This is a genomic window from Burkholderia vietnamiensis LMG 10929 (genome assembly GCF_000959445.1).
Taxonomy (GTDB): domain Bacteria; phylum Pseudomonadota; class Gammaproteobacteria; order Burkholderiales; family Burkholderiaceae; genus Burkholderia; species Burkholderia vietnamiensis.
Genome location: NZ_CP009632.1, coordinates 1,168,977 through 1,190,890 on the forward strand (window position 1 = coordinate 1,168,977; position 21,914 = coordinate 1,190,890).

Annotated in this window: 20 protein-coding genes; 3 read left to right on the plus strand and 17 right to left on the minus strand. The window is 68.6% G+C overall.

Annotation, left to right across the window (positions count from 1 at the left end; genetic code table 11):
• Positions 1–62 precede the first annotated feature (62 nt).
• A complete protein-coding gene (locus tag AK36_RS29855) occupies positions 63–491 on the minus strand; it encodes a hypothetical protein (protein ID WP_045579889.1) in 429 nt (142 codons plus the stop codon).
• Positions 492–827: 336 nt separating this feature from the next.
• Between AK36_RS29855 and AK36_RS34585 the strand changes: the two genes are divergently transcribed.
• Positions 828–962, plus strand: a complete 135-nt coding sequence (locus tag AK36_RS34585) for a hypothetical protein (RefSeq protein ID WP_011880630.1) — start codon at positions 828–830, stop codon at positions 960–962.
• 197 nt (positions 963–1,159) lie between these two features.
• Here the strand turns inward: AK36_RS34585 and AK36_RS29865 are convergent, their stop codons facing one another.
• From AK36_RS29865 to AK36_RS29900, 8 genes are all read right to left on the minus strand, one after another.
• A complete protein-coding gene (locus AK36_RS29865; RefSeq protein WP_045579890.1) occupies positions 1,160–2,347 on the minus strand; it encodes a YncE family protein in 1,188 nt (395 codons plus the stop codon).
• A 114-nt stretch (positions 2,348–2,461) separates the two neighbouring features.
• On the minus strand, positions 2,462–3,964 hold the full coding sequence (locus tag AK36_RS29870) for a M81 family metallopeptidase (RefSeq protein WP_014726264.1): 1,503 nt from the start codon (positions 3,962–3,964) through the stop codon (positions 2,462–2,464).
• Positions 3,961–5,241, minus strand: a complete 1,281-nt coding sequence (locus AK36_RS29875) for a Zn-dependent hydrolase (RefSeq protein WP_045579891.1) — start codon at positions 5,239–5,241, stop codon at positions 3,961–3,963. The genes AK36_RS29870 and AK36_RS29875 overlap by 4 nt, the downstream gene beginning before the upstream one ends.
• 34 nt (positions 5,242–5,275) lie before the next feature.
• Positions 5,276–5,977, minus strand: a complete 702-nt coding sequence (locus tag AK36_RS29880) for an ABC transporter ATP-binding protein (protein ID WP_034194424.1) — start codon at positions 5,975–5,977, stop codon at positions 5,276–5,278.
• Positions 5,974–6,741 (minus strand): ABC transporter ATP-binding protein, encoded by a 768-nt coding sequence (locus AK36_RS29885; RefSeq protein WP_011880635.1) that lies wholly within the window; start codon positions 6,739–6,741, stop codon positions 5,974–5,976. Before AK36_RS29885 ends, AK36_RS29880 begins: the two co-directional genes overlap by 4 nt.
• Positions 6,738–7,781, minus strand: a complete 1,044-nt coding sequence (locus tag AK36_RS29890) for a branched-chain amino acid ABC transporter permease (RefSeq protein ID WP_045579892.1) — start codon at positions 7,779–7,781, stop codon at positions 6,738–6,740. The genes AK36_RS29885 and AK36_RS29890 overlap by 4 nt, the downstream gene beginning before the upstream one ends.
• Positions 7,778–8,638 carry a branched-chain amino acid ABC transporter permease gene (locus AK36_RS29895; RefSeq protein WP_014726266.1) on the minus strand — a complete coding sequence of 287 codons (861 nt, stop codon included), beginning with the start codon at positions 8,636–8,638 and terminating at the stop codon, positions 7,778–7,780. The genes AK36_RS29890 and AK36_RS29895 overlap by 4 nt, the downstream gene beginning before the upstream one ends.
• A 67-nt stretch (positions 8,639–8,705) precedes the next feature.
• Complete coding sequence (locus tag AK36_RS29900; protein WP_045579893.1) at positions 8,706–9,914, minus strand: ABC transporter substrate-binding protein; 1,209 nt, start codon at positions 9,912–9,914, stop codon at positions 8,706–8,708.
• Positions 9,915–10,143: 229 nt separating this feature from the next.
• On the opposite strand from AK36_RS29900, the gene AK36_RS29905 reads away from it, so the two are divergent.
• Positions 10,144–10,992, plus strand: a complete 849-nt coding sequence (locus tag AK36_RS29905; protein WP_011880639.1) for a FadR/GntR family transcriptional regulator — start codon at positions 10,144–10,146, stop codon at positions 10,990–10,992.
• Between the two features lie 10 nt (positions 10,993–11,002).
• On the opposite strand, the gene AK36_RS29910 is transcribed toward AK36_RS29905, so the two are convergent.
• The 3 genes from AK36_RS29910 to AK36_RS29920 are packed head-to-tail and all read right to left on the minus strand — an operon-like array spanning position 11,003 to position 15,328.
• Entirely contained in the window at positions 11,003–12,427 is a 1,425-nt protein-coding gene (locus tag AK36_RS29910; protein ID WP_014726268.1) for an aldehyde dehydrogenase family protein, read from the minus strand.
• A gap of 36 nt (positions 12,428–12,463) precedes the next feature.
• Positions 12,464–13,861: an aspartate aminotransferase family protein gene (locus AK36_RS29915; RefSeq protein ID WP_045579894.1), complete on the minus strand. Its 1,398-nt coding sequence runs from the start codon at positions 13,859–13,861 to the stop codon at positions 12,464–12,466.
• A 54-nt stretch (positions 13,862–13,915) separates the two neighbouring features.
• Positions 13,916–15,328: an APC family permease gene (locus AK36_RS29920; RefSeq protein ID WP_034194421.1), complete on the minus strand. Its 1,413-nt coding sequence runs from the start codon at positions 15,326–15,328 to the stop codon at positions 13,916–13,918.
• 247 nt (positions 15,329–15,575) lie between these two features.
• On the opposite strand from AK36_RS29920, the gene AK36_RS29925 reads away from it, so the two are divergent.
• Positions 15,576–16,655, plus strand: coding sequence for an AraC family transcriptional regulator (locus AK36_RS29925; protein ID WP_014726269.1), 1,080 nt, complete (start codon positions 15,576–15,578; stop codon positions 16,653–16,655).
• A gap of 74 nt (positions 16,656–16,729) precedes the next feature.
• Here AK36_RS29925 and AK36_RS29930 read toward each other — a convergent pair whose 3' ends face one another.
• The 5 genes from AK36_RS29930 to AK36_RS29950 all read right to left on the minus strand — a co-directional run bounded on the left by AK36_RS29930 (position 16,730) and on the right by AK36_RS29950 (position 21,863).
• A complete protein-coding gene (locus AK36_RS29930; RefSeq protein ID WP_045579895.1) occupies positions 16,730–17,977 on the minus strand; it encodes an MFS transporter in 1,248 nt (415 codons plus the stop codon).
• Between the two features lie 285 nt (positions 17,978–18,262).
• Positions 18,263–18,592, minus strand: a complete 330-nt coding sequence (locus tag AK36_RS29935) for an H-NS histone family protein (protein WP_011880644.1) — start codon at positions 18,590–18,592, stop codon at positions 18,263–18,265.
• A 373-nt stretch (positions 18,593–18,965) separates the two neighbouring features.
• Positions 18,966–19,910, minus strand: a complete 945-nt coding sequence (locus tag AK36_RS29940; protein ID WP_045579896.1) for a dTDP-4-dehydrorhamnose reductase family protein — start codon at positions 19,908–19,910, stop codon at positions 18,966–18,968.
• A gap of 171 nt (positions 19,911–20,081) precedes the next feature.
• The gene (locus AK36_RS29945; protein WP_045580006.1) at positions 20,082–20,495 is read right to left on the minus strand and encodes a DoxX family protein; all 414 of its coding nucleotides are present in this window, start codon (positions 20,493–20,495) and stop codon (positions 20,082–20,084) included.
• Between the two features lie 324 nt (positions 20,496–20,819).
• Complete coding sequence (locus AK36_RS29950; protein WP_106919382.1) at positions 20,820–21,863, minus strand: lysozyme inhibitor LprI family protein; 1,044 nt, start codon at positions 21,861–21,863, stop codon at positions 20,820–20,822.
• Positions 21,864–21,914 lie beyond the last annotated feature (51 nt).

Consider the following 21,914-nt stretch of genomic DNA (forward strand, 5'->3'; position numbering starts at 1 on the left):
GGGAGAGACGAGCTTGCGATTCTAATGCGCGAAGCCGCGCGTCGGCGCGGCGCGCGACGCATTCAGGCCTGCGTCGACACCAGCGAGCCCGACGTCGATCCGGATGACTTCTGGATCGCCTGCGCGAGCTGCGCGATCGCCGTCGACAGCGCAGCGGAGATCGTGCTCGCTTGTGCGCCGAGCGACTGCTGCTCGGTGGCTGCGGCGGGATCGTTCTTCGCGCGCTGCGCGACGGTCGCCATTTGTTGCTGAATCTGCGCGAGCTGTTTCTGCAGGCGCTCGATCAGCTGTTTCAGTTGCTTGACCGCGGGATCCTCGGACGACGACGACGCCGATGCGCTCGACGCCTGACCGCCGTTGGCCGGCGCGGCGCCGGCAGCGGCAGCCGTCGCGCCGCCCGTCGGCGACGATGTCCCGGTAGCCGTCGAGTTGGCCGTCGGCGTGGAAGCCGCAAGCGGGGTTTGCGCGGCGGAAGAAGGTTCGATCTGCATTGTGTCGGTCCGTAGTGGGTCGGCGATTGCCGTCGATTGAACAGGCGAATACCTTGCAAGCGGATAACGGCATTCGTCGTACCAAACTTTAGCCGCGCGACGCAAAGGGGCCAGACAGACGCGCCGGGTACGCTGGTAAAATTCGAGTCCTGCCTTCCGCCGGACCGCCGCTCGATTGCGTCTCGCCGCGGCCGGCCCGCAACCGCGTATCGAAGCCCGCCGTATCGCGCGCAATCGACCGCGTCGGCCGGCGTCGCGCCCCGCGAGCGGCAGCAAGCGCCTCCACGGCACGGCGACGGTTACGCCCCCTTCATCACGTATCACGAGGAATTCACGATGGCCCGCATCGGCGCCTTCTGCCTGACGACTTGGCTCGCCGCCGCGATCCTGTATTTCGGCCAGCATTCGCTTGCGATGATCGCGCTCAGCGGCGTGGTCGTGTTCGGCGGATTCGATCTGCTGCGTCCGTAGCGCTTGCGGGCTAGCGGCGTGCGCCGAGATGCGCGTCGACCCGGCGTGACGCGCTGACCGACAGCTTCATCGCCGGACGACGCGCCGGCCCCAGCCCTTCGCAGCCCGTGGAACGCGCGCCGCTCGAACCGGCTGCCGTGCCGTGCGGCCCGCGTGCGCGCGCAGGCGGGCGCATCGCCCGCCGCACGCTACCCCGTTCAACGCGGCAAGGTCCGCAGCGACGACGGCCCGCCCGACAGCGCGATGCGCGTGCCCGTGTCGCGCAGCTTGCCGCCTTCCACCGCATACAGCGCGAGCTGCCGCTCGACGTTGAACTGCACGATCACGTGCCGGCTGTCCGCGGTGAACGCGATGCCCTGCGCGGCTTCGCCGCCCGGCGCCTCGCTCGTCTGTACCGCGCGGCCGGCGCGGATCTCGAACAGCACGACCTTGCCGCGCTTGTGGCGGCCGGGATTGTCGGGCGTCAGGTTCGAGCCGTCCATCGCCTGCACGGCGATCCATTTGCCGTTCGGCGAGATCGCGACGCCTTCCGGCAGCGACGGCACCGTCAGGTACTGCACCGTGCGAAACGGCGTGTGCGACACGTCGATCAGCGCAACCGAATCGGCGTCGCCCGCGAGCGTGCCCGTATAGCCGGGCAGCCCCGCGAGGCCGACGTTGCTGACGACGGCCCAACGATCGTCGCTCGACACTTCGATCGTGTACGGCGCGACGCCGGTGCTCAGCCGCGTGCCGCTGTCGGTCACGTTGCCGTCGTCGACGTTCAGCACCGCGACGCCCTGCTCGTCGCGCAGCGACACGAGCGCATGCTTGCCGTCGTGCGTGAAGCTGATCCCGGCGAGGCGCTTCTTGCCGATCTTCAGGCTGCCGTCGAGCGTGACCTGCGTGCCGTCGATCCGCAGGATCGACACGCTGCCGTCGACGTTCGCGACCAGCGCGAGCCGGCCCGACCGGTCGATCGCGATACCCTGCGGATGCGTGCCGAGCTCGATGCGCGCGATCGTCGGCGGCGATGCGTCGAGCGTCACGACCTGCACGAACGTGTCGTACGCGAGCTGCTTCGCGGCCGGGTCGTAACGCGTGGGCGCACCGACCAGCGCGAGCTTCGCGTCAGGCGTGATCGCCACCGCCTGCGGCGGCCCCTGGATGCCGTTCTCGACGTCCACCTGCAACGCGATCTTGGGCGGAAACACGCTGGCGTCGAGCAGCGTCAGCGTGTCAGCGGGCGGCGACGCGAGATAGGTGTCGCGCCCGTCGACGCGCTGGTACTTGCCGTCGTTGCCTGACACGATCCAGTCGGCCGCATGCGCGGCGACGGCGGTCGTGGCGAGCGTCAACGCGGCGAGCAGGCGGGCGCGACGAAGGTGGAAGCGTTTCGAATGCATGGCGTTCGGTTCTCCGGTCGGTTGCAGACGCAAGAATGCGCGCGACCCCGCTGCTCGACGGGCCGGTGCAATCGCATGATGCATGAAGGCGCGCGCCGCCGTGCGCGCCGGTTCTCACGCGCTGCGCGGCCCTGCGCCGTCCCACCGGTCGACGCCATCGAGCGGATACACGGGCCGCGCGAGGCGCTCGTAGCGGAACAGCGCGTAGTCCGACCCGGTCAGGCCGCGGCTGTCGCATTCGACGAGCGCGGCCGCGATCGGCACGAACACCGGCCGGCAATACATGCGCGACTTCAGCAGCAGAAAGCGTGCCCGGCGCGGATCGATGCCGACGCTCTCGAACACGCCGAGATCCCACGGCTCGTGCGTGCGCTCGGTCACCACCAGCGTCGCGACGCCGATATCGAGCACGGCGGCGCGGCCCATGTAGGCGCGCTGGCCCGTATAGGTCGGCCCGGTGATCACGTATTCGCCGTCGGTGATCGCGCGCACGACGCCGGTCGCGCGAAACGGCGTGCGCCGCGCGCCACCATGCGACGGCATCCGGTTGCCGATCGGCACCGTGACGGTCGCGCCGACGCCCGCATCGATCAGCGCGGCGACCGCGTCGGGGTCGCACAGCGGCCCGCTGACGATCCCGTCGAGCCCTTGCGCGAGCGCGGCCTCCAGCAGGTCCATCGTGTCGCACGGGCCGCCCGACATGCAGTTGTCGCCGTGATCGAGCATCAGCACCGGCCGGTCTGCGCCGCGCGCGAGCGCCGCGGCCTGCGCGACCGATTCGGCGAGCGGCGCGCTGCGATACACGAACGCGTCGCGCGCGTCCCAGATCTGCCGCGCAATGCGTTCGGCCACCGCGTCGGCCGCCGCGCGATCGCCGTCGCCGACCACGACGACGCTCACGCACGGCGCGGGGATGTCCGCGAGCGAGAAGCCCGCCAGCACCGACACCGCGAGCATCCCGTCCGCTTCGGCCGCGCGCGCGGCTTCGAGCGCGCGCCGCATCGCGCCTTCGGCGCTCGCGCTGCGCAGCGTCGACGTCAGCAGCGGCGGCTGCCGCCACGCCAGCACCGGCCGCGCACGGCCATGCAGTCGATCGAGCAGCAAACGCGCCGCGTGCTCGCCGGTTTCGTACATGTCGACGTGCGGATAGGTCTTGAAACTGACGATCACGTCCGCGTGGTCGATCATCTTCTGCGTGACGTTCGCGTGCAGGTCGAGCGCGACCGCGATCGGCGCGGCGGGCAGCAAGGCGCGCACGCGCGCGAGCAGGTCGCCTTCGCCGTCCGCGCTCTGCTCGGCGACCATCGCGCCGTGCAGATCGAGCATCACCGCGTCGCAACCGGGCGCCGCGGCCACGATCGCGTCGCAGATCGCCGCATAAGCGTCGGCCGCGACCGGCCCGCTCGGGTTCGCCGCCGCCGACACCGGCGTGACGATCTGCGCGCCGGCGCGCTCGGCCGCGTCGATGAATGCGGCCATCGCCGTGCGCATCCCGCGGTTCGTGCGATACGCGTCGTCGCCCCAGTCGGGGCCGTTGCGGCCGAACGCGGCGAGCGGCGTCGGCACCGGCGAGAACGTATTCGTCTCGTGGTTCATCCGGGCGATCAGGATTTTCATCGCGTGCAGCCCTCCGCGAGGCCGGCTGCGGCGAGCATCGCATGGAGCAGCACGTTGCAGCCGGCCTCGAGATCGGCTGGCGCCGCGTCCTCGATTTCGTTGTGGCTGATCCCGTCCTTGCACGGCACGAAGATCATCGCGGCGGCCACGACACGCGCGAGATACACGGCATCGTGGCCGGCCCCGCTGATCACGTTCATCGACGACAGGCCCAGCGCATTCGCGCCCGCGCGCACCTGTTCGACGAGCGCCGCGTCGAACGGCTGAGGCGCGAAATACACGACCTGCTCGACGTCGATCGGCATGCCGGCCGTCGCCGCGAGATCGTCACACGCGGCGCGCAGAGCCGCATCCATCGCCGCGAGCGTCGCATCGTCGGCCGCGCGCAGATCGACCGTCAGCGTCACGCGGCCCGGAATCACGTTGCGCGAATTCGGATGCACGTCGATCCAGCCGACCGTGCCGCGCCCGTGCGGCGGGTGGGCGAGCGCGATGCCGTTCACCGCGCGCACGAGATCGGCCGCCACCAGCAGCGCGTCGCGCCGCAGCGCCATCGGCGTCGGGCCGGCGTGCGCCTCCATCCCGTGCACGGTGACGTCGTACCAGCGCTGCCCGAGCGCGCCCTCCACCACGCCGATAGTCGTCGCATGCGCCTCGAGCACCGGCCCCTGTTCGATATGCGCTTCGAAGTACGCGCCGACCGCATGTGCATCGCGCACGTCACCCGCATAGCCGATCGCTGCGAGCGCATCGCGCACGGCGATGCCGTCGCGATCGCGTTGCGCGAGTGCATGCTCGAGCGTGAACGCACGCGCGAACACGCCGGACCCCATCATCACCGGCACGAAGCGCGAGCCTTCCTCGTTGGTCCACACCGCGACCTCGAGCGGCGCGCGCGTGCGCACGCCCGCGTCGTCGAGCGTGCGCAGCACTTCGAGGCCCGCGAGCACGCCGTAGTTGCCGTCGAACTTGCCGCCGGTCGGCTGCGTGTCGATATGGCTGCCCGTCATCACGGGCGGCAGGTCGTCGCACGCACCCGCGCGGCGCGCAAAGATGTTGCCGATCGCATCGATGCGCACCGTGCAGCCGATCTCCTTCGCCCATCCGACGAATAGGTTGCGCGCGTCTCGATCGCGCTCGGTGAGCGCGAGGCGGCAAACGCCGCCGTTGGCGGTCGCGCCGATTTGCGCGAGCCGCATCAGGCTGTCCCATAGCCGCGCGCCGTCGACGCGCAGCCCGAGCGCCGCAACGCCCGGTGTCGAATCCTGAACTTGCATCGGTGGAATTCCTCGCAATGAACGGGCACGGCGCTTATGCGACGCCGACGCCCAAGTAACGATCCTTCACGTCGTGATCGGCGGTGAACGCCGCGTTGCTGCCTTCGTAGACGATCACGCCCTGTTCGATCACGAAGTGACGGTCGGCAAGCTGCGTGCACACTTCGAGGTTCTGTTCGACGAGCAGGATCGACACGCCGGCCGCCTTGATCAGCTTGAGCTGCGCGACGATCTCCTCGACGATCACCGGCGCGAGCCCTTCGACCGGTTCGTCGAGCATCAGCAGCCGCGGGTGATTCATCAGCGCGCGGCCGATCGCAAGCATTTGCTGCTCGCCGCCCGACAGCTGCGCACCGCCGTTGCGGCGGCGCTCCTTCAGCCGCGGGAAGATGCGATAGATGTCGTCGAGCTGCCAAGGCGAATCGCGACGTGCGCCGAGCCGCAGGTTTTCCTCGACCGACAGCAGCCGGAAAATCCCTCGATGCTCCGGCACGAAACACAGGCCGCGTGCGGCAATCCGGTGCGCGGGCTGACCGGACATCACCCGGCCCGCGAACGTCACCGTGCCGCCGCTCGGCGCGACGACCCCCGCGATCGTCTTGAGCGTGGTCGATTTGCCCGCGCCGTTACGCCCGAGCAGCGTCACCGTTTCGCCGTCCCGCACGTTGAGCGAAACGCCCTGCAGTACGTGGCTCTTGCCGTAGCACGCGTGCACCGCCTTCACGTCAAGGATCATGCGCGGCCTCCGGTGATCATGTTGCCGAGATACGCGCTGCGCACGCGCGCGTCCCCGCGAATCGCCTCGGGCGTGCCTTCGACCAGCACGCGCCCCTGCTGCATCACCGTGATCGTGTCCGAGATGTCCATCACGATTCCCATGTTGTGTTCGATCAGCACGACCGTGTAATCGTCGCGCAGGCGGCGGATCAGCGTTTTCATGTCGTCGAGGTCGTCGATACCCATGCCGGACGTCGGCTCGTCGAGGAAGATCGCGCGCGGCCGCGCCGCGAGCGCCATCCCGACTTCGAGCCGGCGCTGCTGGCCGTGCGACAGCACGCCGGCCGCCGTGTCGGCGAACCGCTGCAGGCCGAGCCGATCGAGCACGTCGTCGACGACACCCTGATGTGCCCGCGCGCCAAGGGGCGGCGCCCACGGATTCAACGCGCGCCGCGACTCGACGCCTTGCGCGGCGACGCGAAGGTTCTCGCGCACGCTGAGGTTCGCAAACAGGCTCGTCACCTGGAACGAACGCGCGATACCGCGCCGCACACGCTTGTGATCGGGCTCGCGCGACACGTCGTGACCGTCGAACAGGATCGAGCCGGCGGTGATCGGCACGGTGCCGGTCAGCGTATGGAACAGCGTGGTCTTGCCTGCGCCGTTCGGGCCGATCACCGAATGAATGGTGCGCGGCATGATCCGCAGATCGACGCCGCCCAGCGCCGTGAACTTGCCGTAGCGCTTGACGACGCCGCGCGCTTCCAGAATCGCTTCGCTCATCGCTGCTCCCCGGCCGCGGCCTCGGTACGCCGGGCGCGCCGCAGCGATGCCGCGACGCGTTCGCCGACTCCCCACAAGCCGCGCTGCATGAACAGGCTCACGGCGATCAGCACGAGCCCGAGCAACAGCAGCCAGCGCGGCCATAGCGTCGACAGCCAGTCGGCGAACAGCACGTAAGCGGCCGCCCCGAGCACCGACGCGAACAGGTTGCCGGTGCCGCCGATCACCGTCATCACGAGGATCATCTCGCTCGTGTGATAGTCGATGTTCGACAGCGGCGCGATGCCCGTCATCAATGCATGCAGCGCGCCGGCGAGGCCGGTGACCGCGCCCGAGATCACGAACGCCGCGAGTTTGAAGCGCCGCACGTCATAGCCGGCCGCCGCCGCGCGCGCCTCGTTGTCGCGGATCGCGAGCAGCGTGCGGCCGAACACCGAGCGCGACACGCGCAACAGCAGCCAGAACACCGCGACGAACACGACGGCGACGAAACCGTAATAGCGCCACGGCGAATCGAGCGGCACGAGCGGATGGCCGAATACCGACAACGCGGGGCGCGGAATGTCGAGCAGCCCGTTGTCGCCGCCCGTCACATCGGGCGTCGTATAGGCGACGAAGTAGAACAGCTGCCCGAACGCGAGCGTCAGCATCACGAAGTAGGTGCCGCGCTGCCGGATCGAGAACCAGCCGACCAATGCGGCCGCGGCGGCGCCGAGCGCGGCGGCCGCAACCAGCGCCGCAGTCACCGACTCGACGCCGTGCGTCAGCACCACGCCCGCCGCGTAGCTGCCGAGCCCGAAGAAGATGCCCTGGCCGAACGACAGCAGCCCCGTGTAGCCCAGCAACAGATTGCAGCCGAGCGCGGCGAGCGCGAACACCAGCACCTCGGTCGCGAGCGAGCCCGAGTCGAGCGCGAGCGGCAGCGCGCCGGCCACCGCCACCGCGAGCCAGCCTTCCGGTCGCTGCAGCGCGGCGCGCCACGGCGGCACACGCCGCGACGCCGCCGCATCCGACGGCAGCGATTTCGACGATTCGATCATGCAGCCCTCCCGAGCAAACCGTTCGGACGCAGCAGCAGCACGGCCGCCATCGCGACATAGATCATCAGGCGCGCGCCTTCGGGCCACAGCGTGCTCATCAGGCTCTGTACGATGCCGACGAGCAGCCCGCCCACCAGCGCGCCGAGAAAATTTCCCATCCCGCCGACAACGACCACGACGAACGCGACGCCGAGCGCCTCGATCCCCATGAACGGATCGACGCCGCGGATCGGCGCGGCCAGGACGCCCGCGAGTGCGGCCGTCGCCGCGCCGAGCGCGAACACGAGGCTGAACACGCGCGTCACGTTGATGCCGAGCAGCGACACCATTTCCGACGACTCGCTGCCCGCGCGCACCGTGCTGCCGAGCCGCGTGCCGTCGAGAACCCACCACAGCAGCGCGGCCAGCACTGCCGTGAAGCCGATCACGAACAGCCGGTATTTCGGATAGACGAAGCCGCCCCAGATCACGACGCCGCTGAGCGCGTCGGGCGGCGGTACGTTGTCGCCAAGCGGGCCCCACGCGAGGATCGCGCACTCCTGCAGCACGAGCGCCAGGCCGACCGTCGCGAGGATGTGGAATTCGTGTTGCTGTGCATACACGTGACGCAGCACGAGCTTTTCGACGATCCATGCGAACGCGCCGACGACGAGCGGCACGACCGCGAGCGCGGCCCAGAAATTCGCCGACCATTGCAGCGCCTGATAACACAGGTACGCGCCGAGCAGATAAAACGCACCGTGCGCGAAATTCACGAAGCGCAGCAGGCCGAACACGATCGACAGGCCGACCGCGAGCAGGAAGTACAGCATGCCCACGCCGATGCCGTTGACGATCTGCAGCAGATAGACGTTCATGGCTTCCGTATCGGTAAGGAGGAGGAACGGTGGTCGGCGCGCAGCGGCCGCGAACGCGGCCGGCGCGTCACGCGAGCTTGCAGCCGGTCTTGTCGACGGGCAGGAACGACTGCCCGGAGCTGACCACGTCCGCGTAGTCGTCCGCGTTCTTCATCCGGCTTTTCGGCTTGCCCTTCAGCAGGTAGTAGTTCTTCAATACCTGGTGGTCGCCCTTGCGGATTTCCTCCGGACCCGTGAGCCCGTCGTACTTCATCCCCTCCATCGCGGCGATGACCTTCTTCGGCTCCGCGGTGCCGGCCTTCACCATCGCGTCGAGCAGGATCTTCGAGCAGATGTACGAGCCCGCGAGGCTGTAGTTCGGATTGGCCTTGAACGCGGCGTTCGCGCGCTTCACGAGATCGCGGTTCAGCGGCGAATCGATGCCGTGCCAGTACTGCGCGCCGAAATACACGCCGTCGCAGATGTCGGGGCCGAGCGCCTCGAACTGCTCGAGCCCCGACGCCCATGCGAGCAGGATCGTGCAGTTGCGCTTCATCCCGAAGCTCACGGCCTGACGCAGCGTGTCCGATGACTGCGAGCCGAAGTTCAGGATCAGCAGCACGTCGGGCTGCGCGGCGGCTGCATTGGTCAGATAGCCGCTGAATTCCTTCTCGGCGAGCGAGTGATAGCTGTTGCCCACATGCTCGATGCCCTTTTCCTTGAAGATCGCCTTCGCGGCCGACAGCAGCCCGTCGCCGAACACGTATTGCGGCGTGATCGTGTACCAGCGCTTCGCTTTCGGCAGCATGCCGATCAGCGGGCGCACCGTCTGCTCGATCGCGCCGAAGGTCGGCACCGACCAGCGAAACGTCGCGTCGTTGCAGTCCTTGCCGGTGATCTCGTCGGCGCCGGCCGTCGTGATGAACACGCCGCCCGCCCGCTGCACTTCCTTGCCCATCGCCAGCGATTCGGACGACAGAATGCCGCCCGCGAAGAAGCGCACGCCCTTCTGCTGCGCGATCTCCTGCACGCGCCGCACGGCCGTCGCCGGCTTGCCCTCGGTGTCGAGCGCCGTGTATGCGAGCGGTGCGCCGAGCACCTTGCCGTATTGCCTGACGACGAGCTGCATGCCGAGATCGGCGTACTTGCCGTTCGCGGCGAACGGCCCGGACATCGGCACCGGGCAGGCGAGCTGGATGGGCGAACCCTGTGCGAACGCGGCGCGGGACGCCATGCTGCCGAGCGCACCCGGCACGGCCGACAGCGCGGCCAGTTTCAACAGTTCTCGGCGATTCAAGTTGACGCTCCTTGGTGAAGGGGACACACGCGATGCGACCGACTGCCAAACCGTGCCTGCGCGCTGCAGGATGCCCGCCGCCGGTTCATTCTATTTATCATGATAAATAGAATGAACCGGATGCTAGAGTTGATCAAAATTGGTGTCAATCAGGCAAAATTCCGTACCTCGCGCCGGAACGGATCGTCGACGATGACGCGGCGCGCAGTCAGACAAAGGAGTCTTCAAGATGGTCATGGGCCGAGCCAGGGCGGGCGTCGCGGTCGCAATCAAGCAGCCGAAACGGGCCGATCTCGTCGCCGAGGAGATCAAGCGGCTGATCACGGAGAAGGATCTGAAGCCGGGCGACCGCCTGCCGCGCGAAGCCGAGCTCCAGCAGCTCTATGCGGTGAGCAAGAGCACGATCCGCGAGGCGCTGAAGTCGCTGGAGGTGCAGGGGCTGATCAAGGTCACGACGGGGCCGTCGGGCGGCGGGATGGTCGTCGAGGTGCCGCTCGACCGCACGCTGCAGTTGCTGCAGAACTACCTGTTCTTCAAGGACGTGACGATCGACGACATTTATACGGTGCGCAAGCTGCTCGAACCCGAGCTCGCGGCCGGCGCCGTGCCGCACCTGACGGAGCGCGACTTCACGGCGCTCGAAGCGAACATCGCGTGCTGCGACGGCGCGTCGGGCGTGCACGATCGCGGCCACATGCTGCGCCAGCGGCAGGAGGACACGACGTTCCACGACATCCTCGCGGCCGCGAACCCGAACCCGTTCCTGCGCTTCAGTTGCGAGCTCATCAACGAGATGATCCGGCAGCTGATCGAGTTCCGGAACGACACGCCGCTCACCGAGCACAAGCGCTTCGGCGAGGCGAACGTGTCGATCCACAAGGCGATCCTGCAGGCCGCGCGCGAGCGCGACGTCGAGCGCGTGCGTGCGCTGATGGTCGAGCACATGACCGACGCGCCGAAGCACGTGAAGCGGATGAAAGGCAAGCTGCGAGGGCGTCTGATCCTCGATTCCGAAATCCGTCGGCGGGCCGCGTCGCCCGTTGCGAGTGCGGACGCGGCCGGTTCCGACGACGACTGACCGCCACCCCTCACGCGTACCCCGTCGTGCCCTTCGTTTCCAGGTATTCGACGAGGCCGAACTCCGCATACTCGCGCCCGTTGCCCGAACGCTTGTAACCGCCGAACGGCGCGGCCGGGTTCCACGCCGGATAGTTGATGTGCACGTTGCCCACGCGCAGCCGCGCGGCGATGCGGCGCGCGCGCTCGAGGTCCTTCGTCTGCACGTACGCCGCGAGCCCGTAGACCGAATCGTTCGCGAGCGCGACCGCTTCGTCTTCGGTCCGGTAGGTCAGGATCGACAGCACCGGCCCGAAGATCTCCTCGCGTGCGATCGTCATGTCCGGCGTCACGTTCGAGAACACCGTCGGCTTCACGTAGAAGCCGTCGCCGAGCCCGTCGGGCCGCCCGAGCCCGCCGGCGACGAGCGTCGCGCCTTCGTCGATGCCGCGCTGGATCAGCTGCTGGATCCGGTCGAACTGCGTGCGGCTGACGACCGGCCCGATCTCCGTCTCAGGCGAGCGCGGATCGCCCACGACGGTGCGTGCGGCCTCCCGGCGCGCCGCCGCCTCGGCCGCGGCCAGCTGATCGACGTGCACGAACATCCGCGTCGGCGCGTTGCACGATTGCCCGCTGTTGCTGAAGCAGCTGCGCGCGCCGAGCGTCACGGCGGCGTCGATGTCCGCATCGGGCAGGATCAGGTTCGGACTCTTGCTGCCGAGTTCCTGGTGCACGCGCTTCACGGTATCGGCCGCGGCCTTCGCGACCTCGACGCCCGCACGCGTCGAGCCGGTGAACGACACCATGTCGACGTCCGGATGCCGCGACAGCGCATCGCCGACCTCGTGTCCGTAGCCGTGCACGAGGTTGAATACGCCGGGCGGCACGCCGGCTTCATCGAGGATCTCGGCGAACAGGATCGCGCTGAACGGCGCGATCTCGCTCGGCTTGAGCACCATCGTGCAGCCGGCCGCGAGCGCCGGCGCGACCTTGCACACGATCTGGTTGATCGGCCAGTTCCACGGCGTGATCAGCGCGCATACGCCGATCGGCTCGTGCGACACGAGCAGCGAATCGACCTGCGTGCTGAACCGGAACGCGCGCAGCGCGCGGATCGTCTGCTCGAGGTGTGCGGTCCCGACCGCGGCCTGCGCCGCGCGCGCGAACGCGAGCGGCGCGCCCATCTCCTGGCTGATCGTGCGCGCGACTTCCTCGTAGCGCCGCTGATAGATGTCGAGCACGCGCTGCAGCAGCGCGACGCGCGCGTCGACGCTCCAGCGCGAGTAGGCGTCGAACGCCTGCTTCGCCGCGCCGACCGCGCGGTCGACGTCGGCCGCACTGCCGATCGCGAGCCGTGCATACGGTCGCGCGGTCGCGGGATCGATCACGTCGATGGCGCGCGCGTCGGCCGGGTCGAGCCACTGCCCGGCGATATAGCTCTGTTCTGAGGTTCGCATCGAATGCTCCTGGGTCAGCAATAGCGGGCGCCGCCGTCAGCGCATCGCGCGCGCATAGGTGTCGGCGAGGATGTCGCGAATCTTCGCGACGAACCAGACTATCTCATCGCGCGACATCACGAGCGGCGGCGAGAACTGCACGATCGGCGTGCCTTCGTGGTCGACGCCCGCGCGGCACAGCAAGCCCGCTTCGAAGATCGCCGGCGCGAGCAGCGTCGACACGAACGCCTGCGCGCCGGTGCCCGCGGCCCAGCGGCGCGCGGCCTTGTCGGTGACGAGCTCGAGCGAATAGTGGTAGCCGTCGCCGCGCACGTCGCCGACGCACGGCAGCTCGAGCAACCCGTCGAGCGTGCGGCGGAATACGGCCTGGTTGTCGCCGACGTTTTCGAGCACGCGTTCGCGCTCCATGATCGCGAGGTTCGCGAGCGCGGCCGTGCACGCGACCGGATGGCCGCCGTAGGTCGCACCGTGCAGGAACATCTGCTGCGGGCCGGCGAGCACCGTATCGACGACCGCGTCGCTCGCGATCACCCCGCCGAGCGGCACGTAGCCCGACGCGATCCCCTTCGCGAACGTGATCAGGTCCGGCTGCAGCCCGTAGCGCGTCGAGCCGAACCATTCGCCGAGACGGCCGAACCCGCAGATCACTTCATCGGCGACGAGCAGCACGCCATGCCGGTCGCACAGCGCGCGCAGCCCTTGCGCATAGCCGGCCGGCGGCGTCAGGCTGCCGCCCGCGTTCTGCAGCGGCTCGACGACGATCGCGGCGACGGTGTCCGGCCCCTCCTGCACGATCAGCGATTCGATCTCGTCGAGCAGATGGCGCGTGAACTGCGCTTCCGTCTCGCCGTCCGGCCGCCCGTAGCGCTTCGTGTTGCTCACGTGCCGCACGCCCGCCATCAGCGGCTCGAAATGCTTGCGGAAGTTGGTCATCCCGTTCAATGCGAGCGCACCGAACGACGTGCCGTGATACGCGACGCGCCGCGCGATGAACTTGCGCCGCTGCGGCTCGCCGCGCGCCTGGTGATACTGGCGCACCAGTTTGATCGCCGACTCGTTCGACTCGGAGCCGCTCGACGTGAAGAACACGCGGTTCAGGCCGTCCGGCGCGAGCGTCGCCAGCTTGTGCGCGAGCCGGATCGCCGGTTCGTGGCCGTAACCCCAGTTGGTGGCGAACGGCAGCCGCCCCATCTGCTCGCGCATCGCGTCGCCGATCTCGGCGCCGTGGCTGTAGCCGAGCTGCACGCAATACAGCCCGGCGAGCCCGTCGAAGTAGCGCTTGCCGTTGCGGTCGACGAGCCAGCAGCCTTCGCCGCGGTCGAATACCGTCAGCGCCTGGTCGCGATACGCATCGGCGTGCGTGAAGTGCATCAGCAGATGGCGCTTGCCGAGCGCCTGCAGGTCCGCTTCGAGTCCGACGTCGATACCGTTCATGGGTCATTCCTCCTTCAGGGTTGCGAAACCGGCGGCGGCGAGCCGCGCGGCCGTTCAGTTCATCGACAACGTCGGCGCCGGCCGCGTGAAGCCGCGCGTGAGCCACAGCAGCTGGCAGAACCCGAGCGCGAGCCAGCCGAGGCCGACGTAGAAGGTCTGGCGCGACAGGCCCGACCACAGCCACACGTTCATCGCGAAGCCGAGCGCCGGCAGCACGCCGTACCCGATCCAGCCGGCGACGCGGCGGTGTTCCGGGCGCACCAGGTAGCTGCGCATCACGCACAGGTTCACGACCGCGAACGCGACGAGCGCGCCGAAGCTGATCATCGTCGACGCGAGATCGAGCGTGATGAACAGCGCCGACAGCGACACGGCGCCGACCGCGAGCGTCGCGCGCACCGGCGTGCGCAGCCGCGCATGCAGTTGCCCGAACACGCGCTCGGGCAGCACGCGGTCGCGGCCCATCGCGAACAGCACGCGCGTCACGCTCGCCTGACCGGCCATCGCGCTCGCGAAGCAGCCGGCCACGTAGACCGCGACGAACAGCGCGGACAACGCGCCGCCGCCGATGCGCCGCATCAGTTCGAAGCTGGCCGAATCGAGATCCTTGAACGCATGCCAGTCGGGAAACACGACCTGCCCCGCATACGCGATCAGCATGAACAGCAGCCCGCTCGCGAGCGTGCACAGCAGGATCGCGCGCGGCACCGTGCGGCGCGGCTCGCGGGTTTCCTCCGACAGCGTCGATACCGCATCGAAGCCGAGGAACGACAGGCACAGGATCGCGGAACCGGCGAAGATCGCGTGCGCATCGCCATACGCCGGCAGCGCGAGCGCCGGCTCCAGCCCCGCGCCGGCCGCGACATGCGCCGCGGCCGCGACGAACACCGCGATGAACACGAGCTGGCTCGCGATCAGGATCAGGTTCACGCGGTTGACGAGCCGGATGCCGACGATGTTCAACCCCGTCACCAGCACGATGCTCGCGACGATCCACACGCTGGCCGGCACCGCAGGGAACAGCTGCTTCATGTAGATGCCGATCGCGAGGTAGCTGATCATCGGAATGAACAGATAGTCCATCAGCAACGCCCAGCCGACCATGAAGCCCGCCGACGTGCCGAAGTTGCGGCTCGCGAACGTGTAGGCGGAACCGGCGCTCGGCATCAGCCGCACCATGTGGCCGTAGCTGCGCGCGGTCAGCAGCATCGCGACGAGCGTGACCGCATACGCAATCGTCAGATGTCCGTTGGTCTCGCGTGTGACGATTCCGTAAGTCGTGAACACCGTCATCGGCAGCATGTACGCGAGGCCGAAGATCACCAGCGCGAACAGGCCGAGCGCCGGGGCGCCGGGCCGGCCGGGCGGGCCCGCGTCGGTGTCGGTGTCGGCGTGCCCGTTCGCGTGCGCTCGCACGTCGTCCGTCACTGCGCTGCGCGCATGCTGCGCTGTCCCGGTGTCTTCCATGGTGTCCTCACTTGGCTGTCGTTCATGACCTCAACACACGTGTCGTCGGCAATGCGGCATCGCAGGCATTGCGCGATTCGGAAACGAGTGTGGTGCGCCAAAAACTCGACGACGAATGAGAAAAGCGGACGTATTCGGGGGATATTTCCGGACGCGTGGCAACGGCCCATTGCGGGCCGCGCAGCGCTCTGGCGTTTCGCGGGCATTCCCGCTATCTTCTATGCGAACCCGTCGCCGCCCCCGCACCATGGACAGCCAGTCCCATCGACATCGACGCCGCGCCGAGCGCGGCCTGCGTTCGGCCGCCAGCCAGGACGACATCCCCGCCACCGTGCACGCGATCGCGGTCACGCTCGACGAATGCCGCGTCCGGCATCTCGACATCGCCGCGGTGCTCGACGGCACGGGCCTCGGCGCGGCCGAAGTCGCGTCGCCGAATCTGCACGTGAATCGCGGCCAGGAGCAGCGTTGCTTCCGTAACCTGCTGCGCTGCAGTGGCCTGCCGTCGATCGGTCTCGCGATCGGCGCGCGGCTCCATGTGTCGACGCTCGGCCTCGCCGGCTACGCGATGCTGATCAGCGGCTCAGTGATGCAGGCATTCGGCTGCATGGGACGGTTTCCGCTGTTCATGGGGCTGTATTTCGACGTGCGCGGGCACACGCATGCGGACGGAATGAGCGTGACGATCGAGCGGTACAACGGCGAACCCGACATCGAGGTGTTTCAGACCGACATGTGCCTGTCGAGCCTGCGGCTGATCGTGTCCGATCTGGTCGGCAAGCCGGTATGGCCCGCGCAGCTGCATCTCGCGCGCCGCACGCCGCGCAACGCTGCGGACTACGCGCGCCACTTCCGCTGTCCGGTCGCGTTCGGCGCAGGCGAAAACCGCCTCGTGTTCACGAGCGTGGACGGCTCGGAAGCGCCGCGGCTCGCGAACGAAGTCAGCTTCAATGCGCTGCATCAGCAGTGCGAAGCGCTCGAGCAGCAGTGGGCCGCATCGCTCGGCACGCGCTTCGCCGATCGCGCGAAGGCGTTGATGGCGCGCGACCTCACGCGCTTCAAGTCGATGACGTCGCTCGCGGATGCGCTGTACGTGACCGAGCGCACATTGCGGCGCCGACTCGACAAGGACGGCATCACGTTCCAGTCGCTGCTCGACGACGTGCGCCATCAGGAGGCGGTGCGCCTGCTCGACGAGCCGACGCTCAGCGTGGCGGCCATCGCAGAGCGGCTCGGCTACAGCGAACCGCGCAGCTTCCGGCATGCGTACCGGCGCTGGACCGGCAGCACGCCGCGCGCACGCGCGGATGCGGACGGCGACGCCTGACGCGCGGCGCGTGACCGCGCGCAGTTCAGCGCATCATGCGACCACGCGCAACGCAACGCGCGATGGCGCGTGCGTCATTCGAGTTCGACGCCGTTGAGTTCGGGGATCAGGAACAGCGTCGCGGCCATGTCGAGCACATAGAGGCCGGCGAGCAGCGCGATGGCCGTCTGAAACGAGTAGTGCGCGGCGAGTGCGCCGACCGCCACCGGCCCGAAGCCGCCGACCGCGCGGCCGATGTTCCACAGCACGTTCTGCGCGGTGGCGCGCGCGGCGGTCGGATAGCCTTCGGACATCAGCGTGCCGTAGCCGCCGACCATCCCATTCACGAACATGCCCATCAGCGCACCGGCCCACAGCATCGTCGTCGGGTCGGACAGCCGGGCGTACGCGATGACGGTCGCGACCGCGCCGAGCTGGTACAGCAGGAACGTCGGCTTGCGGCCGATGCGATCGGCGAGCTGCCCGAAGGTCCAGACGCCGATCATCATCCCGACGACGGTGACCGCCGTCCACAGGCCGGACTTCGTCAGCGAAAAGCCCATCTGCTTCGACAGGAAGGTCGGCAGCCAGATCATGATGCCGTAGTAGCCGAAGTTCTGGACCGAGCACAGGACCGCGATGCCGACGCTCGTGCGCGCGGTGCGCGCGTCGGCGACGAGCATGCGAAACGCGTTGGTGCGCGGCTGCGTAGCACGCTGCACGAACGCTACGGGCTCGTGCAGCCGGTTGCGCAGCGCCCATGCGAGCAAGGCGGGCACCACGCCGAGCGCGAACATTCCGCGCCAGCCGATATGGCCCAGCAGCGGCGGCGTCAGCAGCGCCGCCAGCAGCACGCCGGCCTGCCAGCCGAGCGCCACGTAGCACGACACGCGCGCGCGTTTGGCGGCCGGCCACGCTTCGGCCGCGAGCGCCATGCCGATTCCGAACTCGCCGCCCAGGCCGATGCCGGCGATGGTCCGGTAGACGAGCAGGTCGCGAAAGCCCTGGGCGAATGCGCACAGGCCGGTGAAGATCGCGAACAGCATGATCGTCCAGGTCAGCACGCGCACGCGGCCATAGCGGTCGCTCAGGGCGCCGAACAGAATGCCGCCCGCCACCGCGCCGATCAGCGTCCACGTGACGAGCGCCCCGCCCTGCGCGGGCGTCAAGTGCAACGCCGCCGTGATCGCCGGCAGCATGAAGCCGAGGATCAGCAGATCGAAGCCGTCCATCGCGTAGCCGATCGCGGCGCCCGCGAGCGCCTTCCACGCGTAACGCCCGGCCTCCTCGACGCGCGGCGACGCCGCGTCGCCGAGCGACGAAGGTTCAAGGTTGGCTGCCATGGTGTCCTGCCGCAAAGGTCCGGGCGACAGTCTGAGGCCGGTTCGCGCGCGCGACGGCGCGGTGACCGTGCGCGGACGGAAAGGGTCGCGGCTGCCGGCTCGCCGAAACGGAAACGGGCAACCGCGGGTAATGGAACTGAAAGTCGGAACTGAAAGACGAAACTGAAAGACGTCGATGCCGGCGGCGGCGCTGTCAGGCGGCACGCCGACGGCAAGGGATGAAGCATGCGAGCCGCGGCTCGCGTCGGCCGGACGGCGCCGGCGCGCGACCGGCGCCGCGCGGCGTCAGCCCTGATCGTCGCCGGGCCACCAGGTTTTGGCTTCGCGATCGACGAGCAGCGCGTCGAGGTCCTTGCCTTCGAGCCATTTCGGCCGCGGGCCGCGACCCGACCACGAGCGGCCGGTCGTCGGATCGTAGTACTTCGCAGGCGCCTTGCGTTTTCGCTGCACGATGTAGCCGAGCGCGCTCAGCACTTCCTGCTGCGTGATACCCAGCAACTGAACCTGCTCCCTGAATGCCGCGAGCGCGGCCTGCTTTTCTTTCTGCCTGGCTTCCGACAGCTTGATGTTCAGGTCCCGAAGTTGTGCTTCGAGGTCCTGCAGAGCCTGAGTCATGTATTCATCCTCTTTGGGCATGTTTTTATTCAAAGAACCTCCGATGGCCGAACCGGCCGTGAAGTTCCGCCGATCCGTATTGCGATATGTGGATCGCCAGACCGGAGCCGCAAGGTCTGCGATGTCCACCGGCGGCTATGCCATCGTCGAACGCTGCGGTCGCGGCACGCGACGCGCGGTACGCCGCGCTCGAACGCGCGACGAACGGTCGATGGCGACCTCCTCGCCACCGGTCGCCGCGCCTCGTACGGGCACGGCATGGCGCGAATGATAGCAGCGTGCATGCTCGGTGTTTGAGGACTTTTGCGCGGCGACGGCGCGGCGCGGTCCGGCGTCGAACGTCACGGCGTCGCGACATCGCGGGGCGCGACGCTCACGGCAGCGGCGGCGCGTCGGCCAATACGGCGAGCAAGCCGGCGTCGAACGGCGTCGCATGGTCGATGCCGAGCGCGCGCACGCGCGACGCATCGAGGTGGCAATCGTATGGGCGCGGCGTGGCATCGGTCGGCGCATGGATCGGCGCGAGCGCCGCGCGGTGCCCCAACGCGGCCGCGAGCCGTTGGGCGATGTCGTATTTCGTCATCGGCTCCTCGGCCGACCAATGACGGATGCCGGTGACCGGCGCGCCGGCCAGATGGCGCAGCGTCAGGTCGCGGATGACCTGCGCGACGTCCGGCGTGTACGTCGGATAGCGGATCGCCCACGCATCCATGCGCGCCGGCTCGGCGCGCGGCTGCGCGGCCGCGACGATCGCCGGCACGAGGCTCGTGACCGCCGACTCGCGCCAGTCGACGATCGGCCCGTACAGCAGCGGCAGCCGCAGCACACACGCGAGCGGCGACGCGGCGAGCAACGCCGCCTCGCCGTCGAGCTTCGTGCGGCCGTACACGTTCAGCGGATTCGGCGTGGCGTCTTCGCGGTACGGCGCGGCCCGGCCGTCGAACACGTAGTCGGTCGAGATGCCGAGCGTCCATGCGCCGTAGCGCGCGGCGAGCGCGCCGATGCGCGCCGGCGCGTCGACGTTGATCGCACGCGCGGCGGCCGGGTCGTTCTCGCATACGTCCGGACGACGCTCGGCCGCGCAGACGATCACGGCGGACGGCCGCCGCGCATCGAACAGCCGTTCGAGCGCGGGCTGGTCCAGAACGTCGAGACGGGCGGTGTGTTCCGGCGGCAACGCGACCCGCCGGGCGCCGGCGGTATCTGCGTTCCGGATGGTCGCGACCAGCGTCAGCGACGCTTCGCGCGACAGCGCGGCGGCAACCGCACGGCCGAGCAGGCCGGACGCGCCGATGAGAAGGATGGTCGGTTGCGACACGGTAGCCAACGATGAATGGAAACGAGGCCCACCAATCTATACGAGAACCTGCGTCGGATGGCGATTTCGCGCGCAACGCGCAACACGCGGCGGCGCACGACGAAAAAAAGCCCGGTGCGCGATTGCTCGAACGCACCGGGCCCGCCATGCGGCAGCGACTGCCGCGCCAGCTTACTTGCGGTCGAACGAATACCGCCCCGGCCCGGTGAGCGCGAGCAACAGCAGGCCGCCGATGATGCTGACGTTCTTGTAGAAGTTGATCATCGCGACGTACTGATCCATCCCCTGCAGCGCCCAGTAGCGATGCCCGATCAACGCGGTCGCGAGCGTGTACGCCGCGAACAGCAGCGCCAGCGGCCGCGTGTAGAAGCCGAGCGCGATCAGCGCGCCGCCGACCAGTTCGACCGCCACCGCGATCACCGCGGACAGCTCGGGAGACGGTGCGCCCGTCGACGCCATGTATGCGACCGTACCGGAGAAACCGGTCAGCTTCTGCCAGCCGAACAACACGAACAGAATCATCATCAACACGCGAGCGGCCAGCAGCAGCTCGTCCTTCTTCGACTCCAGCGATACGTAACGCATAACAATCACCTTGAATTGACGGTTCGACGCATCCGGCACCGACGGCCGCCGAAACGGCGAACGCATGGATCGGTACCGAACCCTCCTCGCGCGATCGGTGCGGGCGCCCCTGCCCGCTTCCGACAAATCCGTCCGGTGGCGCGATCTCGGCGCTGCGGAGCGGTTCTGGCGAAGCACGGGTGCAGTCTACTGTCTCACCGAGAATCATCAATCCGTCAAAACAAGATTCGCTGTCACCATCCGGTGGACAATTGTCACGTGACAAACGCAGCGTGTCGGCCGCGTGGGCCGATTGCCGCATCGCTTACCGCGTCACTTACCAGGTCACATCAGGTCGATTGGATAGCTGCTGTCGAGCTTGTCGTGCCACGCGCGCAGCGTTTTCGGCACGGTCTTTTTCCACGCCGGGACGTTCGTGTAGTACCGCATCCGCACGTCGTTGTGGGCGTCGAACACGAGGAGCCCGATCCACAGATCGGTGTCGCGGCGCATCACGATCGCGGCGTTCGTCGTCGCGATGCCGCGCACCCAGTACGACGTCACTTTTGCATTCAGGCCGTCGAGGTCGCGCTCGTCGTCGCGGTTATTGATCATGTCGACGAGCGTCTGGTAATCCGCGCCGAGCAGCTTGTGCGCGATCGCGTCCTGCCGCGCGTCGTCCAGCACCTTCAGCGTGACGAGATCCGCCGGCGGGCTCGCCTGCGCCTGCGACGCGGTCACGTAGTCGCCCGAATAGACGACGCCCGCGCCGGCACCGCAATCGGCGTCGCTGCCCTGCTGCGTCACGCGCACGCGCGATCCGTGACGGCTGAAGTCGAGCCGGCATCGGTCCTGCCGAAACGTGCCGGCGTCGCCGTGCAGCGCGAGATCGCCGGCCAGATCGCCGGTGTTCGCGCCGTTGTTGCCGCTCAATTCGAAGTGAAGATGCGGCGCCGTGCCGGTAATCGTCAGCACGCCGCCAAGGGACGGGTTGGCGCTGTCGCGATACCAGGTCTGCTGCCAGCGGTCGGGCGCGAGCGGCGCGCCGTTCAGGATCGCAAGGCGCTCGCGATAGCGATCGGCGATGCACGAGGCGTCGCCGCCGCAGCGATCGCGCTGCGCGAGCCATTTCAGTTGGGCGGCCTTCAGCGCGGCCGTATCGCCGCCTTTCGCGCGCGCCTTCTGCCATGCGGTCGCGAGTTGACCGTCCAGCGCGGACAGGCGTGCGTCCGCGCAGATTGCGTGTTCGGTCGGCGAAGCGGCCTTCGCACAGTCGAAACCGGCCGCATGGGTGGCCATCGGCAGCGCGGTCAGCCATGCGGCCGCCGCGAGAACGTGCGGAATCGCGTGGCGCGACGCGCGGGCGGGAAGCGCTGCGCTCGCGCGCATGCCGGCGTGAGGATTCGATCGGTTCGGAAGGATCATGGCGTTGGATCGTCG

What these genes read in the sequence shown, in the direction of transcription:
- AK36_RS29855 (WP_045579889.1), bottom strand. Translation starts at nt 491, where the DNA reads ATGCAGATCGAACCTTCTTCCGCCGCGCAAACCCCGCTTGCGGCTTCC.
- AK36_RS34585 (WP_011880630.1), top strand. Translation starts at nt 828, where the DNA reads ATGGCCCGCATCGGCGCCTTCTGCCTGACGACTTGGCTCGCCGCCGCG.
- AK36_RS29865 (WP_045579890.1), bottom strand. Translation starts at nt 2,347, where the DNA reads ATGCATTCGAAACGCTTCCACCTTCGTCGCGCCCGCCTGCTCGCCGCG.
- AK36_RS29870 (WP_014726264.1), bottom strand. Translation starts at nt 3,964, where the DNA reads ATGAAAATCCTGATCGCCCGGATGAACCACGAGACGAATACGTTCTCG.
- AK36_RS29875 (WP_045579891.1), bottom strand. Translation starts at nt 5,241, where the DNA reads ATGCAAGTTCAGGATTCGACACCGGGCGTTGCGGCGCTCGGGCTGCGC.
- AK36_RS29880 (WP_034194424.1), bottom strand. Translation starts at nt 5,977, where the DNA reads ATGATCCTTGACGTGAAGGCGGTGCACGCGTGCTACGGCAAGAGCCAC.
- AK36_RS29885 (WP_011880635.1), bottom strand. Translation starts at nt 6,741, where the DNA reads ATGAGCGAAGCGATTCTGGAAGCGCGCGGCGTCGTCAAGCGCTACGGC.
- AK36_RS29890 (WP_045579892.1), bottom strand. Translation starts at nt 7,781, where the DNA reads ATGATCGAATCGTCGAAATCGCTGCCGTCGGATGCGGCGGCGTCGCGG.
- AK36_RS29895 (WP_014726266.1), bottom strand. Translation starts at nt 8,638, where the DNA reads ATGAACGTCTATCTGCTGCAGATCGTCAACGGCATCGGCGTGGGCATG.
- AK36_RS29905 (WP_011880639.1), top strand. Translation starts at nt 10,144, where the DNA reads ATGGTCATGGGCCGAGCCAGGGCGGGCGTCGCGGTCGCAATCAAGCAG.
- AK36_RS29910 (WP_014726268.1), bottom strand. Translation starts at nt 12,427, where the DNA reads ATGCGAACCTCAGAACAGAGCTATATCGCCGGGCAGTGGCTCGACCCG.
- AK36_RS29915 (WP_045579894.1), bottom strand. Translation starts at nt 13,861, where the DNA reads ATGAACGGTATCGACGTCGGACTCGAAGCGGACCTGCAGGCGCTCGGC.
- AK36_RS29920 (WP_034194421.1), bottom strand. Translation starts at nt 15,328, where the DNA reads ATGGAAGACACCGGGACAGCGCAGCATGCGCGCAGCGCAGTGACGGAC.
- AK36_RS29925 (WP_014726269.1), top strand. Translation starts at nt 15,576, where the DNA reads ATGGACAGCCAGTCCCATCGACATCGACGCCGCGCCGAGCGCGGCCTG.
- AK36_RS29930 (WP_045579895.1), bottom strand. Translation starts at nt 17,977, where the DNA reads ATGGCAGCCAACCTTGAACCTTCGTCGCTCGGCGACGCGGCGTCGCCG.
- AK36_RS29935 (WP_011880644.1), bottom strand. Translation starts at nt 18,592, where the DNA reads ATGACTCAGGCTCTGCAGGACCTCGAAGCACAACTTCGGGACCTGAAC.
- AK36_RS29945 (WP_045580006.1), bottom strand. Translation starts at nt 20,495, where the DNA reads ATGCGTTACGTATCGCTGGAGTCGAAGAAGGACGAGCTGCTGCTGGCC.
- AK36_RS29950 (WP_106919382.1), bottom strand. Translation starts at nt 21,863, where the DNA reads ATGCGCGCGAGCGCAGCGCTTCCCGCCCGCGCGTCGCGCCACGCGATT.